This window comes from Candidatus Gastranaerophilales bacterium, assembly GCA_028696075.1.
GTDB lineage: Bacteria > Cyanobacteriota > Vampirovibrionia > Gastranaerophilales > JAILCC01 > JAQVHS01.
Genome location: JAQVHS010000007.1, coordinates 45,981 through 63,277, shown reverse-complemented (window position 1 = coordinate 63,277; position 17,297 = coordinate 45,981). Strand labels below are relative to the sequence as shown.

Annotated in this window: 11 protein-coding genes; 3 read left to right on the top strand and 8 right to left on the bottom strand. The window is 37.7% G+C overall.

Going from position 1 to position 17,297, the window contains the following annotated elements:
* Window positions 1-64: 64 nt before the first annotated feature.
* The 6 genes from PHX18_05955 to PHX18_05930 form a co-directional block, all read right to left on the bottom strand.
* On the bottom strand, window positions 65-901 hold the full coding sequence (locus PHX18_05955; GenBank protein ID MDD3594152.1) for a carbohydrate ABC transporter permease: 837 nt from the start codon (window positions 899-901) through the stop codon (window positions 65-67).
* On the bottom strand, window positions 901-2,019 hold the full coding sequence (gene aroB / locus PHX18_05950) for a 3-dehydroquinate synthase (protein MDD3594151.1): 1,119 nt from the start codon (window positions 2,017-2,019) through the stop codon (window positions 901-903). The genes PHX18_05955 and aroB overlap by 1 nt, the downstream gene beginning before the upstream one ends.
* Entirely contained in the window at window positions 2,006-2,515 is a 510-nt protein-coding gene (locus tag PHX18_05945) for a shikimate kinase (protein MDD3594150.1), read from the bottom strand. The genes aroB and PHX18_05945 overlap by 14 nt, the downstream gene beginning before the upstream one ends.
* Window positions 2,516-3,700, bottom strand: coding sequence for a chorismate synthase (gene aroC, locus PHX18_05940; protein MDD3594149.1), 1,185 nt, complete (start codon window positions 3,698-3,700; stop codon window positions 2,516-2,518).
* Between the two features lie 15 nt (window positions 3,701-3,715).
* The gene (locus PHX18_05935) at window positions 3,716-12,025 is read right to left on the bottom strand and encodes a hypothetical protein (GenBank protein ID MDD3594148.1); all 8,310 of its coding nucleotides are present in this window, start codon (window positions 12,023-12,025) and stop codon (window positions 3,716-3,718) included.
* 126 nt (window positions 12,026-12,151) lie between these two features.
* Window positions 12,152-12,448 (bottom strand): hypothetical protein, encoded by a 297-nt coding sequence (locus tag PHX18_05930; GenBank protein ID MDD3594147.1) that lies wholly within the window; start codon window positions 12,446-12,448, stop codon window positions 12,152-12,154.
* 215 nt (window positions 12,449-12,663) lie between these two features.
* Between PHX18_05930 and PHX18_05925 the strand changes: the two genes are divergently transcribed.
* From PHX18_05925 to PHX18_05915, 3 genes are all read left to right on the top strand, one after another.
* Window positions 12,664-12,990 carry a hypothetical protein gene (locus PHX18_05925; protein MDD3594146.1) on the top strand — a complete coding sequence of 109 codons (327 nt, stop codon included), beginning with the start codon at window positions 12,664-12,666 and terminating at the stop codon, window positions 12,988-12,990.
* 65 nt (window positions 12,991-13,055) lie between these two features.
* Entirely contained in the window at window positions 13,056-13,403 is a 348-nt protein-coding gene (locus PHX18_05920) for a hypothetical protein (protein MDD3594145.1), read from the top strand.
* Window positions 13,404-13,452: 49 nt separating this feature from the next.
* Window positions 13,453-14,190 (top strand): hypothetical protein, encoded by a 738-nt coding sequence (locus PHX18_05915; protein MDD3594144.1) that lies wholly within the window; start codon window positions 13,453-13,455, stop codon window positions 14,188-14,190.
* A gap of 275 nt (window positions 14,191-14,465) precedes the next feature.
* Here the strand turns inward: PHX18_05915 and PHX18_05910 are convergent, their stop codons facing one another.
* Together PHX18_05910 and recJ are read right to left on the bottom strand one after the other, a co-directional pair.
* Window positions 14,466-14,816 carry a hypothetical protein gene (locus PHX18_05910; GenBank protein ID MDD3594143.1) on the bottom strand — a complete coding sequence of 117 codons (351 nt, stop codon included), beginning with the start codon at window positions 14,814-14,816 and terminating at the stop codon, window positions 14,466-14,468.
* A gap of 83 nt (window positions 14,817-14,899) precedes the next feature.
* Window positions 14,900-17,296, bottom strand: coding sequence for a single-stranded-DNA-specific exonuclease RecJ (gene recJ / locus PHX18_05905; protein ID MDD3594142.1), 2,397 nt, complete (start codon window positions 17,294-17,296; stop codon window positions 14,900-14,902).
* Between the last annotated feature and the right edge of the window lies 1 nt (window position 17,297).

The window sequence follows — 17,297 nt, the reverse complement described above, 5'->3', positions numbered from 1 at the left end:
ATGGGTAAGCTAATATGCAATTAGACAATTGGGGAATATTTAAAAACCAGCACGGCTATATAAATTATTCTTTCATTCCACCCTCTAAAATCCCGTTGATAAAGTACTTTTGCCCTAATAAAAAAATAACAACGGCAGGCAATGTAGTTATAAAGGCGCAAGCCATAAGCTGACCCCACTGCGTTGTTTCCCTGAAGCTCCCGCTAAAAGACGCCAACGCTACAGGCAAAGTTCTTATATTATCAGAATTTGTAACAATCAAAGGCCACATAAAACTATTCCATGTCGTAATAAAAGTAAAAATGCTCAGAGTTGCTACAGCAGGCAATGCTAAAGGTAACGCTATTTTGAAAAATATTTGAAAAGGGTTGCATCCGTCTATTTTTGCAGATTCTTCCAAACCCTTTGGCAGGCTTTTAAACCACTGTCGCATTAAAAATACACCAAAACCGCCAAAAAACCCCGGCACTATAAGTGCCTGCATTGTGTCTATCCAATGTAATTCCTTCATTACAAAAAACAGAGGAATTATATTCACCTGAGGCGGTATCATCATTGTCATAAGCACAAGCAAAAACAAAGGTTCCTTGAACTTAAAATCCATTCTGGCAAAGGCATAACCGCTCATTGACGCTATAATGATTTGACCCAATGTGGTTACCGAAGCTACAAATAAGCTGTTAAAAAAGTACTTAACGACGGGGATTGATTTATAAACTTCAATATAATTTGATTTGACAAGAGGATTAGGGATTAATTCAGGAGGGAATGAATATATCTGACCCTCGGTCATTAAGGAGGTAGCCAGCATCCAGAAAAACGGGAAAATCATCATGGTGCAACCCGATAATAAAATAATGTAAGCAATGATTTTGAAAAAATTTTTATTTATTTTAGCCATTACTTCAACTCATTTAAGATTTCTTCTATTAATATCCGTTCTATATCATCAAAAATCTCTACATCACCGTAAGCAACAGGCAGGACAAAGCGAACTTTACCGTTTTGAATTTTTTTATCATAAGAAAGCGCATCAATAAGCTTATTTGCAGCAATGTTTTTTGGAATAGTATATTTCAGTCCGTAAGAATCTAACAAGTTCATCGCAAAATTGTAGTATTCATCATCAATTTTGTTTAACTTTTTAGAAATAGCAAAAGCACCTCTTATTCCTATAGCCACAGCTTCTCCATGGTTAAAAATATTATAATTTGTACATTTTTCAATAGAATGAGCGATGGTATGTCCAAAGTTCAACACAGCTCTTAATCCGTTTTCTTTTTCATCTTTATTGACCACATCCGCCTTCAATTTACAGCATTCAGAAACAATTTTGGGCATTATTTCACTATCAAGGTCAAAAACGGCTGATTTATTTTTATCAAGGAAGGACAAAAAATCACCAAAAGCTTCACCGCACTTTTTTTCTATAAAGCCGTATTTCACAACTTCTGCCAGCCCTGTTTTAAACTCGCTCAAAGGCAAAGTGTTTAAGAATTTTACATCCGCAAGTACCAATTTAGGCTGATAAAAAGCACCTATAAGGTTTTTGCCGAAAGAACTATTTATGCCGGTCTTGCCGCCGACAGAGCTATCCACCTGCGCCAGAAGCGTTGTGGGAATTTGTACAAAGTCAATCCCGCGTAAATAAATAGAAGCGGCAAATCCAGTAATATCACCTGTAACCCCTCCGCCAAAAGCAACAAAAGCATCCGAGCGGGCAAGCTTATTCTCAAAAGCCTTATTTAATATTTTTTCTAACGCAGCAGCATTTTTATACTTTTCACCGTCGTCCAAAATACAAAAATCAAAACTAAAATCAGCCTGAGAAAGTATAGCCGTAAACCTTTCGCCATAAAGCTTAAAAACAACGGTATTTGTAACTATAAGGATTTTTGAGGCGCTCAGATGTTCTTTCAGATACTGAACTGTCTGAGAAAAAATTCCGTCACCTATTATAATAGGATAAGATGTATTTTCTGTATTTAATATATCAATATTAAGTTTAATATTTTTCATAGCGAACCTTTATTTCTTCAACAATATTTGCCGCACTTTTACCCGAGGTTTCTATTACTTCATCAGAAAGCAAATAACGCTCTTCCCTTTTTTTTAATAATTTTTCAAGTGTATCTTTGGGCTTAAGCGTCTTTAAAAGTGGTCTGTTTTTATCATGTTTTACTCTTTCGTAAAGTTCTTCTGCCGAGGCTTGCAGATAAAACAGTACACCGTTTGAAGACAAATTTATGTAATTTTCTTCATTTTCAAGCGCACCGCCGCCTATTGAAATTATAATATCAGATTCCCGGGAAAAATTTAATATAATTTTATGCTCAAGCTTTCTGAAAAGCTCCTCTCCATAGCACTCAAAAATCTCTACAATAGTTTTACCCGCTTCTTTTTCAATCTCTGTATCTATATCCACAAAATCTTTACGCAACGACATTTTTAACAACCTGCCGACTGTTGTCTTGCCTGCACCCATCATCCCTGTTAAAACAATATTTTTAGGCATTTATAACCTCTTTGCAATCATTTCAATGTAAGAGTTATAATTAGCTGTTAACTCCTCCAGTGAATCGCCGCCAAATTTTTCCAAAAAAGCGTTTAATAGCACGCAAGCACACATAGCCTCTGCTACTATACCGCAAGCAGGAACCGCACAGGTATCGGAACGTTCAAAGTGAGCCTGATGAGCGGATTTATCATCCAAATCTATTGAATTTAAAGGAGTTTGCATCGTAGGAATAGGCTTCATCGCAAAAGTTAAAACAACAGGCTCGCCGTTAGACATGCCGCCTTCTATTCCGCCTGCATTGTTAGAAGAGCGCTCAACTTTGCCGTCATAATATATTTCATCATGCATTTTAGCACCGTCAATTTCAGCCGATTTGACGCCTAATCCGATTTCAACGCTTTTAACAGCCTGAATGCTCATTACAGCCTGTGCCAATAATCCGTCAAGCTTTCTGTCATGATGAACAAAAGACCCCAATCCAACCGGCAAATTCATTATAACAACCTCAACTTTGCCGCCTAAGGTTACACCTTTGGACTTGGCTTCATCTATTCGTGCCTTCATTTTTTCATAAACGGCTTTATCTGCACATCTCAGGTCATTGCTGGAGCAAAGCCCTTTTTTCTCACCATAAGATAAATTTTTATCAACTGTTTCAACACCGCCTATTGAAACTACATTTGAAAAAATCTCAATATTAAAATTCTTAAGTATTTGTTTAGCTATGGCTCCTACTGCTGTTTTTACAGCGGTTTCTCTGGCACTGGAGCGCTCCAGTATATTTCTGATATCGGTTTGGTTATACTTTAATGCCCCTGCTAAATCCGCATGACCCGGGCGGACTTTAGTTATTTTTTTAGAAGCAATAATCTCTGCAAGCTTACTGTCAGATAAATCGGGCGTCCGCACATCCATAGCAGCTGCCCAATTTTCATAGTCTTTATTTTTAATCTCAAGGCAAACAGGCGCACCTGTCGTAAGCCCGAAACGTATACCTGATTTTATCTCTACCGTATCAGACTCTATCTGCATTCTTTCGCCGCGCCCGTAGCCTGATTGGCGTTTTGTTAACGCTTCATTGATTTCATCTTCATTAACAGGGCAATTAGCCGGAAGACCTTCAATGATTGCATTTAAAGATTTCCCATGGGATTCGCCCGAGCATAAAAATCTGAATTTCATTTATATCCTCATTAACTAGAATTTGATTGTAAACCCGCCCTGGAAGGTAATACCGGTTCTTCCGCCATTTCTATAAACGGCTTCAAAAAATCCTGCAAACCTTTCACCAAAGCTTTTTCTCACTCCGCCGCCGTATTCAATATAAGGACGCAAGGTCACGTCAGGCATATTAATGTTATTTACGTTAGCTAAAGTTTTGCCAAACAACGGGAACGCAAAACCGGCGGTTAAATATGGCTGCCAACCTTTGTAATCACCAATCAGTTTAACTCCCGGAGTTACAAGAAGGTTATTCAGTGCATTAACCTTTATTGTTTCTCCGATGGCATTTTGTCCCTCATGTCCTGTCAGGAAAGAATACGCCAACGTTAAATTAGGTTGAAGAATTAAATTAGCAGGTAATCCGATATTATACCCGGTCTTGGAAGACACACCCAAAGTAAACATACCGTAGTTTTGGTTGTTTTTACCCTGATTATCCTGAACATCAATACCAATACCGCCGGCAAGTAAGCTTACTGTTGAGAATGCGTTACCTTTGTATAAATTCAGCATATAGCCGCCAAAACCGCCATTTTGCCAGTTTCTGACATTATCATAATCTTGATTTGAACCTTGATAACCGCCAAATATGGAGCTTTGAAGTTCCAATCCGTTATCCAGAGTTTTAACAGGCAAATCATAGCCAAGCAATACCCCGTAATTGAAGTTTTTAAACCCTGATAACCCGCCCGGGCTGATTGTTTCAATTGTAGTAAATGGTTCTACCCAAACCCCGCCTGAATTCAAGTCATAAGCAGGCTGCGCGCTAATCATTTGATTATAATCAGACCTTAAAGTGGGAAGTTTATTTTCATCGATTAAAATAACCGAATTATCAACGGATTTAGGGAGTACATCAGCATCAAGATTTAAGTGTATATCGGATGATACGCTGGCCGCTGTTTTTTCAACGGTATTTTCTTGTTTCAGCACAGCAGGTGCTGCAGCCACTTGTACTTTATCTGATACTTCTTTTATATCAGCTGATTCTGTAATTAATTCCTGATTTTGTTTCAAGAATTCATTCTGCACTTTAGGATTTTCCTTTTTATTTTTCTTGGTAAATAAACGTTGGAAAGGAGTTTCGCCTTTTACTCCGGATTCATCCGCTGCAGCTATTTCAGGTTGAGATTTGGCGTTTTCAAGCGTAGTTTCTTCTTTTGCTAATTCTTCCTGAGCTTGAACAATTTCTGTCGCCGGAATATAAATTTCGCTTACTTTTTCCTGTTCATTATTTACAGCAATTTCTGATGTATTTTCAGCACTTTTTTGTTGAGCTTTGGCTTTTCTTTCATAGAATTTTTGGATAGAAAGATTTTCGGCTCTCTTGGCAAGCTGGTTATAAATAATATATTGGTTAGCTAAAGCCCCCAGTTGAGCTACCTGACCGCCTTGATAAGAAGTGTCTATCAAGCCTTGTTTTTCTACCCTAAGTCCTGAAGGAGCCGAATATATTCCGTATTTGTAATATTTGCCCTTAGTCTGCATTCCTTCATATAAAGGTTTAACGTTAGCGCCGTCTGCAATCTGGAAGTATGTATCAGCAGCATTGTTTTCATTCATTAAATTAAGGTCTGAAATAGTCAAGTTTCCTAACGCAGGTGAATTAGTAAAGAACCTGTCGTTCAATCCGGTTTGCAAATCCCCATCCATTGTCATATATGGAGTATCTGCCGAAGGTAAGTTTAATGATTTAGCTGTAACAATATCAATTTGGTTATTCATCAAATGTAATTCTGTACCGGCATCAAGCGTGTAATTTCCGCCTTTGAAGAAAGTCGAACCGTTTGTAAAATAAACATCTCCTGTGTATAGATGGAAATCACCGGCGTAACTGCTGTTATTGCCTTTAAATGTAACGGGAGCATCAGAATCTGCGTAAACATTAATCATATTGTTATTATCGGTTCCTGCAATATTTTCAGGTAATACCAATCCTGCATTATTTGAGGCGTTCAAATTCAAAACAGAATTTTGTTCCAAATAAATTGCATTCCCGTTTCCTGAAGTATTATTTGCAAATACTACAGGAGCTGAAGGATTATCAGAATTAATATTGACAACGGCATTGTCGGTTGTTGTTCCTGTCATATAAATAGCAGCGCCATCCAAAACAGCTGTATTATTAACAAATTGAGTACCTTCTTCAATATTAACGATACTTCCGTTTACAAATAATGCACCGCCTTTATTTGCGCTATTAGAATTGAAGACGGTATTAGGACTAAAGTTAATATCACTGAAATTGGTATTAACAGCACCGCCATCTCCTGTTGCGCTATTGCCTGTGAAAGTTGTCTGTCCGATAAATACAAGATTATTATTTAAAGAATAAACAGCACCGCCATCTTGTGCAGTATTAGCGACAAAACTGTGAACATTATCAGAGGCAGTACCTATTATTACAGAACCGAGTTCGTTGTAAATAGCGCCACCCTTTGCAGAAGCCGTATTGCCATTAAATACAGCATTGCCTTCTACAGAAACAGACCCTCCGATATTGGCAATTGCCGCACCATCTTGAGCATTATTAGTCGTAAAATTGTGAATACTGGTCTTATCAACCCCTAATGTTACAGAGCCAAGATTATTAAAAATCGCACCGCCCTGACTTGCTGAAGTATTATTAGTAAACACAGTATTACCTTGCAGATTAGCAACACCCGTTGCATCGTTATAAATAGCGCCGCCTCCTGTAGTGGAAGAAAGAGCAGTATTGCCGCTGAACAAAATATTAGAAGCCGTTACATTAAATGTTGCACCGGCTGTATTTGCAACTGCGCCGCCTGATTGTGCCTGATTGGATGATATACTGATATTATCTGCATTTATCGTAGTTGTTCCGGTAGTGGTGTTATATAAAAATCCACCTTGAGCATTATCCGCCTTGTTCTCTGCTGCTTCAACAGTTGAACCGACTCCGCCTCCTAACGTTAATATTCCCTCGTTATAAACGGCGCCGCCGCTTCCGGCAGTTGCCGAGTTATTATAAAAACCCGTATCCGCATTAAATGTTGCTGTAGAAGTATTATAAATTGCACCGCCATTAATAGCTGCTATATTACCTTTTGTATTATCTGTTGAATCGCCGAATATTACTGTGCCGTTTGAAATCACACTACCTGCATTATAAATGGCACCGCCTGATTGCGCCTGATTGGATAGTATACTGCTATTATCTGCACCTATCGTAGCTGTTCCCGCAGCATCGTTATATAAAAACCCGCCATTACCTGATGAGGCAAGGTTTTCTACTGCTACAAGCTGTGAGCCTGTTCCGCTTCCTAAGGATAATGAGCCTTCATTATAAACAGCGCCGCCATTTCCTGTTGTTGCGGAGTTATTATAAAAACCCGCACTTGCATTAAATGTTGCTGTAGAAGTATTATAAATTGCACCGCCATTAACAGCTGCTATATTACCTTTTGTATTATCTGTTGAATCGCCGAATAATATCGTTCCTGTTGAAACTATAGTTCCTGCATTATAAATGGCTCCGCCTTCCTGTGCCTGGTTGGATAATATGCCGATATTATCCGCATTTATTGTAGTTGTTGCAGCGGTATCGTTATATAAAAATCCGCCATCACCTGATGAGGCAAGGTTTTCTACTGCTGCAATATTTGAACCGGTTCCGCTTCCTAGCGATAATGTTCCCGTATTATAGACAGCGCCGCCGCTTCCTGCAGTTGCCGAGTTATTGTAAAAACCCGTATCCGCATTAAATGTTGCTGTAGAAGGATTATAAATCGCACCACCGTTAGTTCCCGCTGTATTACCCTTTGTATTGTCTGTTGAGCTGCCGAATATTACTGTTCCTGTTGAAGCTACAGTACCTTCGTTATAAATGGCACCGCCTTGTGCGCTGCTTTGATTAGAAGTAAATGCAACATCATCTAAATTCAAATTCGCAGTGCCTGCTGTAGCGCCGTCTTTAAGATAAACCGCAGCCCCGTTTGTACCTACTGCATCGGCAATAGTTATACCGCCTTCAATATTTAATGTTCTCGATACATCATCGGCAGAAGAATCTACCTTAAATAACGAAACTGGTGTCAAGCCGGGAAGAGTAGCCGCGCCTGAAATAGTACCGTTAAATCCGTTGCCTCTAACTGTTAAAGTACCGCCCGGATAAGAACCATCGGTGGTAACATCCATATTAAGCAACCCTTCACCTGAATTAACGGCGCTATTGCCTACATAGTGAATTTCATCCAATGTAGTAATGTCAAAGAATCTTAAACCTTGTTCCGTTACCGCATCTCTTAATCCATCGTTAACGTCTTCGGTTGTCACTCTTATAGTATTTTTAGGATAAGTGTATTCATCTCCCGGATGTAAGTTAGGAGGCATATTTAAGTAAGAAATATAATATCCGTTAGTTGCAGAAAATACAGCAACACGTGGATTATTGTAATCGTTAATATTTACATTATCGTTGGCAACTTCAAAATAATATACATTTCTGCCGCCCGGATTGTTCAAAATATTCGCAGCATTAAAATCAAGTGTTACGGCATTTGTCATTGCATTGGAAACATTTAAATAATCGGTGGTTTGAGCGCCTAAGTCTATATCAAGTCTTACTTTTGCAACGTCAGCAGGGCTTAAAACATTAAAAGTAGCTATGTCTAATGTTTCGGTTTTACCGTTGGATAAATCAAGCAGAGTATTATCCGTCATATTAAGCACATTAAAAGTAATGGTACTTGTCGTATCAGCCATATTTACATTTAATATACCGCCGTTGTTGAGCGTAACTGTTCCTGTGGAAGCAATATTTCCCCCGTTTGCATTTAGTGTAAGTATTGAATTATTTCCGGTTGTCGCAGATGTAAGACCGGCATTCGTAAACGTTGTATCTCCTGCTGTTGAATTAATGACCAAAGAATCATCGGCATTAACGGTTAATGTTCCTAAATCCTGAGTACCTGCGGCAATTTTGTTTAATGTTCCCGCACCGTCTGAAGTAACCCCGGAAATACTTAAACCGCCTGAATTTAGTGTTAAATCTGACGTATTATTAAAGGTAATTACGCCTAATGTTGCAGTATTGGCAGGAACCGTATTTGTAACGGTATTACCTGTTGAATTCACTGTAAGAGATCCCAAGCTGATAGCGCCGGCGATAGTACGGTTTGCATTAATATCAATCTGTGAATTTGCCCCCATTGATACGCTATTGAGTGAAATCGAACCCAATGATACGGCATTTGTTAAACTTAAAATATTACCGTCATTTATACTGATAAGACCCGATGAAGTAAGAGTGCCGGCATCTGATTTAAGATTTAATACAGTATTTCCTGATGTAGCATTGGCAAGGCTTGCGGTTGTAAATGTTGTAGTACCGGCTAAAGAATTAATGGACAATGCATTATCGGAATTAACCGTCAACGTTCCAATATCCTGGCTTCCGGCTACAATTTTATTAACAGTACCTGTTCCGTTTGAAATAATGCTGTCAATTTGAAGATTTCCCGACCCTAAAGTCAAAGAAGACGTATTATTCAAAGTTATATCACCTAAAACAGCATTACTTGATGTAAGGTTATTATAAACAGTATTACCTGTAGAATTAACGGTTAACTTGCCTAAATCTAAAGAATCGGCAGTGGAATTACCCGAAAATGCCCTAACCTGCGAGTCTGCACCAAGTACAACTTCGTTTAAGCTTAAGACTCCCGTAGAATCTGTAGTAAGATTTAAAGTATTATTATCATTTACGCTGACAGCTCCGGTGGAAGAAATATCCGAACCGTTTGAAGTTAAGCTCAAAGTAGTTGTATTACCTGTTGTAGCATTGGTTAAATTTGCAGTAGTAAACGTTGTATCACCCGCCGTAGAAATAATATTTAAAACATTATCGGCACTGACAGCCACTGTTCCCAAATCCTGAGTGCCTGTGGCAGTTTTATTTAAAGTGCCGGTTCCGCTTGAGGTAACACCTGTAATATCAAGACCCGCGGAATTTAATGTTAAATCAGATGTGTTATTAAAGGTAATTACGCCTAATGTTGCAGCATTGGCAGGAACTGTATTTGTAATGGTATTGCCGGTTGAATTAACAGTAACGGCACCTAAATCCATTGAACCCGGTGTTGCATTATTGGCGGCAATGTTAATCTGTGAATCTGCTCCCATTGTTACGCCGTTAAGTGCAAGTGTGCTTCCTGACGCATTATTTGATAAATTCAAGATGTTGTCATCATTTACGCTGACAGCTCCCGTAGAAGCAATATTACCCGCATTTGCATTCAACGTAAGAGTTGTGTTGCCTGATGCAGCATTGGCGAGGCTTGCGGTGGTAAATGTTGTATCACCAGCATTAGAATTAATTGTGAGGGAATTATCGGCAGTAACAGTTAACGAACCTAAATCCAAAGTTCCTGTAGCTGCTTTATTTAATGTACCTGCTCCGTTAGAAACAATTCCTGTTGTTATGCTCAGATTTTGGGTATTTAAAGTTAAATCGGATGTAGAGCTAAATGTAACCGTTCCTATATTGGCATTTGCCCCTGTAGAATCAAGTGTATTACCGGTACCATTAATGTTCAAATTGGTAATCTCTACGGAATCAGCCGTACCCGCATTCAAATTAACGTCTGATGACGTTCCCATTGAAACCGTATTTAAAGAAACAGTACCTGTGGAAGTTGTATTTAAGTCCAATACATTATAATCGTTTACACTGACAGCTCCTGTTGAAGTTACGCTGCCCGCATTAGAATTAACCGTAAAGGTGTTGGGATTGCCTGATGTGCCTGAAGTTATCGCAGCAGTTGTCAGCTGGGTATTGCCTGCATTTGTTAATACTAAAGATGAAGCGGCATTAACCTGAATATCCGCGTTAAAATTCACATTACCCGATGTAATATTTATATTGTTATTAAGCGCATTAGCAATAATATTGTCGTTAAAGACCACCTGGGTAGTCACGGCAGAATCAATATTAACTGTTGAATTTGAATTCATATATATAGCATTGGAGTTGCCGCCTGCAGTATTACCGGTAAAGGTTGTGTCAGAGAGGGAAGCGCTTATATCTACTACAGCAGCATTACCCGGGGCACCTTCCATATAGATAGCTCCGCCTCTGCTTGAAGCTGTATTATTTGATACTGTTGCATTATCAATAGATGTAGATGAACCGGCTCCCGCGTATAAAAATCCGCCATCACCTGCTGTTGCTGTGTTGTTTGAAGCATTCAAAGTTCCGGTAAAATCTACGGTTCCCATGTTGTAAACAGCACCGCCTGATAAAGCAGAGTTGCCGCTAAGCGTAACGTTATTTGAAGTTATATTCACGGTATTAGCACTGCTGTTATATAAGAAACCGCCATCGCCATTACTTGTAGCATTATCTATAGCCGTTAAAGCGGTGCCCCCGATATTCAGGGTGCCTGTATTATAAATTGCGCCGCCATGTGCTGTTAAAGAAGAAGCCGCACTATTATCATAGAATTCTGCTCCGCCTTGCAAATCCATAGTACCCGAATTATAAATAGCCCCGCCATGCCCGTCGGAAACGCTGTTGCCTTGTGAAGCTACAGAACCCGTATAATCACCAAAAATAAGATTTCCCGACGCTGTGAAATTGTTTGAATTATAAATAGCGCCACCGTCCAGTGTGGAAGAGTTAGAAGTAAAAGTTCCCGTAGCGATACCTATCGTACCCATATTAAAAATCGCGCCGCCTTGACCGTTGACAGCGCTGTTGCCTGAGGCTGAAATATCACTTGTTGCCGTGAAAGTAGCGCCTGTAGCATTATAAACAGCCCCACCTATTTGTGCAGTGTTGGAAGTAAGTATAAGGTTATCAGCGGAAGATACTGTCGAAGATGTGTTGTAAAGAAAACCGCCGCTGCCGTTTGCAGCATTGTTTGAATCACCGATAACACTGGTGCCTGCTAAATTAAGCGATGCACTGTTATGAATACCGCCGCCATCGCCTGCACTTCTCAGGAAATTTTTAACGGTAACATTATTTAAAGTATAAATAGAAGGGGTTATTATGGTGAAACCTTCATAAAGGCTTGAACCATCAAGAGAATTCCCTTGCCCGAAAATTGTAAATGTACCGCTAGGGTAATAACTCTGCATATTATCATCAGTAACTGTAATATCAGCATCTAATGTTAATGTATCCCCCGAGATTAATCCGGCGCCCGGCAGTTCAGAATAACTTGTAATAGTAACATTACCGGCTTGTGCCGCATTCTGATTAAGTGAGCAGGCCAAAATTCCTGCTAAGACCAAAGCGGAAATAATATTCTTTTTCATTGATATTCCTTTACTCTTCCAACTACTTTAATCATTAATTAATACTACCATGAAAATCCGACATGGCAAACACTAAAAATTAGTATAGGAAAAGGATTTAAAAGCATTATAAAAAGGCTATTATGTTTAAGCTTTCACATCAAAATTTATGTCGGCAATAATGGATACTAAAGCCGTGCTATCTGACATACCCTTAAGAAGAGCTGTTTCCAGCCTGAAAAGCTCATTTTCCCTATTTTGGCTTGACATTATGGCATTTGGAGCGATTTTTGCTGTTTTAGTTTCTCCGCCGCTCCTGTATCTCAATAAATAAGAATCACCATCAGGTGCGTTTTCAATGCCCCTTACTTGGCTATTGTCAAGGGTTAATTTATCTGCCGTTTTTAAGTCAACTAATCTTAAACCTCGAAAACTTACTTGCATAAAAATACTCCTATAAGCTCTAATAATTCTTTTAAAGCTAAACACAAAAAAAATTAACACATTGTAAACTTTCATTAAGCTTTAAAATATTTAGTAACAAATTATTTTATTAACGCTCTTTAAAAGATACTGGAGGACTCATTAATTTGACCTATAGTTTTTTTTGGAAAAACTGGTACAATTAATTACTAACGGAGAGAAAAAGGAAACGATTTATGGCTGAAGGCACAGGCTTAAACAATCTTAACCGCCCCATAATCAATATGAACAACGCTGAAGTTGCCAATAATCCTAACGACAAAAACTCAAGCGAAGAGTATTTTGACCGCAGAAACAGAGGACAGCAGGATGAAAACAGAGATTTTAACAACTCTAATTTTGTTGACAGAAGCGCCCAACTTCGTGCGACCCTTAACTCTTTGGCAAGTTTAAACAAAGTAAATATAATTAAGACTAAAGACAAGTATAAAAATAATGGGAAAAAAGAGAATACGAGTAAAAATTCAAAAGAAAAAATAGTTCAACCTATTGAAGAAGAGTAAAAATACTAGTCTTATCTGATTTTTTATATTATACTTAATTTTGTTGATATTTTTGGGCAATGAACATGGGAAAAAAAGTTGACACTATACCTATTGAGGTTTATATTTTAACCCCTGATTATGATATAAAAGGCACTGTCCATGTGTCTAAATATACGAATTCCAACAGGGAACTGACAGATTTATTAAATGATTCGGAAAGAAGATTTTTGGCGGTAACTGATGCTGAAATAATGAGCAAAAATGCCAATCAGCCTCCCAGAAAATATAATTTTTTAGAAGTACATATCGACTCTATTTTACTTGTTCACCCGTCTTCACAAGTGTTATTTAAAGAAAATTCCCGTTCTAATGAAGATATAGAACGCTTCAGAGCTTTAAGAAACAAACTTAACCAAACCAGGCCGCACTAGCAAAAAATTTTTTTGCCATGGTTTAACCTGAATAACAGGGAATATTTACGTGCAAATCAACATAATAAATAATATTAATAACTCATTTGGAACTGCTTTATATGATGAGAGCAAGGTTAAAAACCTGTACAATGATTTTTTTACAGGGAATTTCACATACAAACCCGTTCTAATACAGGAAGACCAATTTAACCTACACTCTAATATACTCGATACGGCATTCAAAAGCCTGGAAAGCATAGAATTTAATCCGGAAGATGTGCAACATATCAAAAAACTCGGCGCAAAAATATGTTTTAATAACGGCAAAGAAGCAATAGATTTTGCCGCCGGAAATAAAATATCCATTATTTTTGATGAAGTAGACCATCCTGACATACATGCCCAATGGTCAAAAGAACGCAATACGATTGTGATTAACCAAAAATATAAAAATGAAAAAGGCTTTGATATAATGCTTGCAATCTCAGCCTCCATAATGCATGAATTATCCCATGCCAAAGACAAAGACTATTACTCCTCCATTCAGGAAGAGGTTGATTGTCTGGCTATGAATTCATTGGTTTTTAATGCTTATAATAAAAAATACCCAAATGCCTTTAAAAACTCTGTCGCACCTATAATAAAAGACGGAGTTGAACTGTATGCAAAGCTGTTTTTCAGCCCGGATTCCGCAAGGCTTATCAAGCGTATAAGCGAAAAATACGGTGATTTACCCATTGAAAGCCCTAATCACAAAGCAAATCTTATTGCGCATATGATTAAACAACTTGCAAACGAAAAATAAAACTCTTTAAAAGCTTAATTAACCTGTATTTTAAGCCTTTAAATTTTATTATTAAGATTTATTACTAACCTTAATAAGTTTTATCAAAAAAAGCTTGACAAAGTATAAGAGCATGTGCTAAGTTATAAGTGTAAATGAAACACTAATTATTAAGTATTAATGGAAGAAGAGACCATTAGGATGCAGAAACACACCACCTGTCAAAGGGTGGTTTTTTTATAGGGGGTGGTTTTGGAAGCTTAGAAATTAAATGGCTTAGCGCTTGTCCTTGCCTTCTACTCTTCGTCAGAATACATACTATTAACGGCTATAAGTTTTTCCTGCGGAATATATTTCATCCAGTCCGGTCCCATTTCAGATATAAACTTATGGGCATCTATAACATCATCATAAGAAACAGGCTCTGAACCATCTTCAATATGTTCAGGCATTTCAAGCTCGCCAATACGCTCTATACCTATTATAGCTATGCCATAGTTTTTACTGCAGGTTGTACAAAAAATTCTTACGATAGCGCAGTTATCCTCTATCCTTATTATATCAATACAATCGTCATCAAAATTTGTACCGCATTGAGAACATGCCATTTTACTAAAAATCATTTTTACATAATATTCGGTATTCATACCATACCTCCCGGTAGATTTTACCCATATTTACATTATATACCATGTTGTCTTTGATATTTAGTAATTTAATGAAAAATTTATTATTTCAATATTAAATCTTTTACGGCAGTTATCTCAAGGGTGCTAAAATCCACCCTAAAGTCAGCTATAGACCGGAATTCTACTTCAAAATCACTGTACAGGTCAGACAATAAAATTTCATTCACAGGCTTGGCTTTCAAAAATTCAAATTCGCACAGATTGCCATCTATCGAAATTAAGGTTATAACACCCGTATCCGCCAAAAGGTTCAGGCAGGTTTCCAAGCAATTAAATGATGTTGAAAGAAATACCAGGCTTTTTTTGATATCAAGCTTACCTGAATTATTGTTATAAGAATACTTAAGCATGCCTGATAATGTTTTGATATAATCTACAGGTTCCAAATTATTGGAATTAAAATTAAAGACATGGATTTTTTGAGGTTTGGAATTTGATATAATATCGTTTAAAACCTCAGCCTCACAAGGTGTATCAAGAATAATCAGCTCCTCGCACTTTTGGGTTGAAAACCTGTTAACACTCTTTTCTTTAACCTTATCATAATTAGTAAGCTGCTGCAGGATTTTAGGATTTTCAACAAAAACACAGGCATCTTTTGCAGCTAAATAGCTGTTTAGAGTCTTAAGGTAATCTGTTTTTTTACGGTGGTCAATCAGAATAGATTCTTCTGTTTGGTTGGGTTCTTCAAAGTTTGAGGGGACTTCACGATTTTTTATGTAAATATTTTTAATATTCAGCTGAACCGAGGTTTTATCGTTAAAAGTATTAATTTTAGGGACAAAAGTTAAATCTACCTTATCAAGAAGGTTAACAGGATGTTCATTTTTGTTCCAAATAAGTCCTTCGAAGATTTCTCCGTTTTTAGAAGAGAAAAACATCTTCAAATGAGCATTAGCGCCTATTGTATCAAATTTTTTAAGGACTAAATCTTCCATCCCGAACACACATTGGTTGTTGTTTTGTCCGTAAGGTTCTAGGATAGCAAGTTTGTTTATAAAATCAACCGTTAGATTTTCCGGTTTAACAATGGCATCGATTGATATTTTTGGAGATAAAAATTCATCAGATGCAGACTTGTTGGCTGCATCAAGGATTTTTTGAGACAAATCTTTAACTGTTATTTTGCTCAAATCCGCTACAAAACCGCCTGCAAGCGCATGTCCGCCGTAGCTTTCAAAAATGCCGTCAAGCTGCTGAAGAGTTTCATATACATTAAATCCTTTTACTCCCCTTATAGAGCATTTTGCGAGATTTTCATTTTCATCAATGCTCATTATAAATACGGGTCTGTTAAACATTTCCGCAAGCTTGGAAGCTAAAAGTCCTATAATACCTACATGCCAGATTTTATCAGCCAGAATTACAGCCTTATTTTTTTTGAGCATATTAGATTTATCAAGTTTAATTAAAGCTTCATTAAGCGCAGTATCACACATTTGCTGTCTTAAGTTATTAAGGCGGTTAACCTCCATCACGGCAAATTCTATTTTTTCTTTGTCTTCGCTCACCAAAAGCTCCAAAGCAGTGTTTGCATGTGCCAGCCTTCCCGCCGCATTTATCCTCGGAGCTATAAAATAAGCGATGGTTTCACTGTCTGTTTTTTCTATATCTTTGGTCATTGAGGATAAAAGTTGCAGAATTGATTTCGGTTTATATGTTTTTATACATTCCAAACCCTGTGCAACAATAGCCCTGTTTTCGCCTAAAATAGGCATTACATCCGCAATAGTTCCTATAGTTACGATATACAGCAGCTCTTTCGCAAACTGTTGAAGTTTAAATTCATCCAAAACCGCACAAGCAAGTTTATACGCTACTCCTACGCCTGCAAGGTTTCTTAAATCTTCCACTTGTTCAAACTCTATATCATCAATAAGACATTCGGAATATTTAGGATTTAAAATACAATAAGCCTCAGGTACGCTGCCTGATGGCTCATGGTGGTCTGTCAAAATAACATCACACCCGAAGCTTTGCGCAAGTTTAATCTCTGCATTGTTGCTGATACCGTTATCTACCGTTATTATAAGTTTTGCACGCTGCTTGGAGATAATTTCGCAAACAGCTTTGGAATTAAGCCCATGGTTCTCGCTTGACCTGTCAGGGATATAACAGCCTGCCTTTGCACCGATTTTAACCAGTGTTTTATATAAAAGAGCCGTACTTGTTACGCCATCACAGTCAAAATCACCGTAAATTACAATGTTTTGTGATTGTTCTATGGCTATTTTGATACGTTCAACAGCTTTTTTCATGTCCTTAAAAAGGTACGGCGATGAAAATTCAAATTCTAAAGGGTGCATAAATTTATCAAGTTTTTTAAGGGTATCCACCCCTCTGTTTGCCAAAATTCGGGCAATAATTTCATCCCCTGCAATATCAACAATCTTTTTATCGAAGCTTTTATTTTCCTGAATATCCCATTTTTTTTGCACG

Excerpts from the sequence above, each read along its gene's own strand:
- aroB (MDD3594151.1), bottom strand. The coding sequence starts at position 2,019 with ATGAAAAATATTAAACTTAATATTGATATATTAAATACAGAAAATACA.
- PHX18_05920 (MDD3594145.1), top strand. The coding sequence starts at position 13,056 with ATGGGAAAAAAAGTTGACACTATACCTATTGAGGTTTATATTTTAACC.
- aroC (MDD3594149.1), bottom strand. The coding sequence starts at position 3,700 with ATGAAATTCAGATTTTTATGCTCGGGCGAATCCCATGGGAAATCTTTA.
- PHX18_05955 (MDD3594152.1), bottom strand. The coding sequence starts at position 901 with ATGGCTAAAATAAATAAAAATTTTTTCAAAATCATTGCTTACATTATT.
- PHX18_05935 (MDD3594148.1), bottom strand. The coding sequence starts at position 12,025 with ATGAAAAAGAATATTATTTCCGCTTTGGTCTTAGCAGGAATTTTGGCC.
- PHX18_05910 (MDD3594143.1), bottom strand. The coding sequence starts at position 14,816 with ATGAATACCGAATATTATGTAAAAATGATTTTTAGTAAAATGGCATGT.
- PHX18_05925 (MDD3594146.1), top strand. The coding sequence starts at position 12,664 with ATGGCTGAAGGCACAGGCTTAAACAATCTTAACCGCCCCATAATCAAT.
- PHX18_05945 (MDD3594150.1), bottom strand. The coding sequence starts at position 2,515 with ATGCCTAAAAATATTGTTTTAACAGGGATGATGGGTGCAGGCAAGACA.
- PHX18_05930 (MDD3594147.1), bottom strand. The coding sequence starts at position 12,448 with ATGCAAGTAAGTTTTCGAGGTTTAAGATTAGTTGACTTAAAAACGGCA.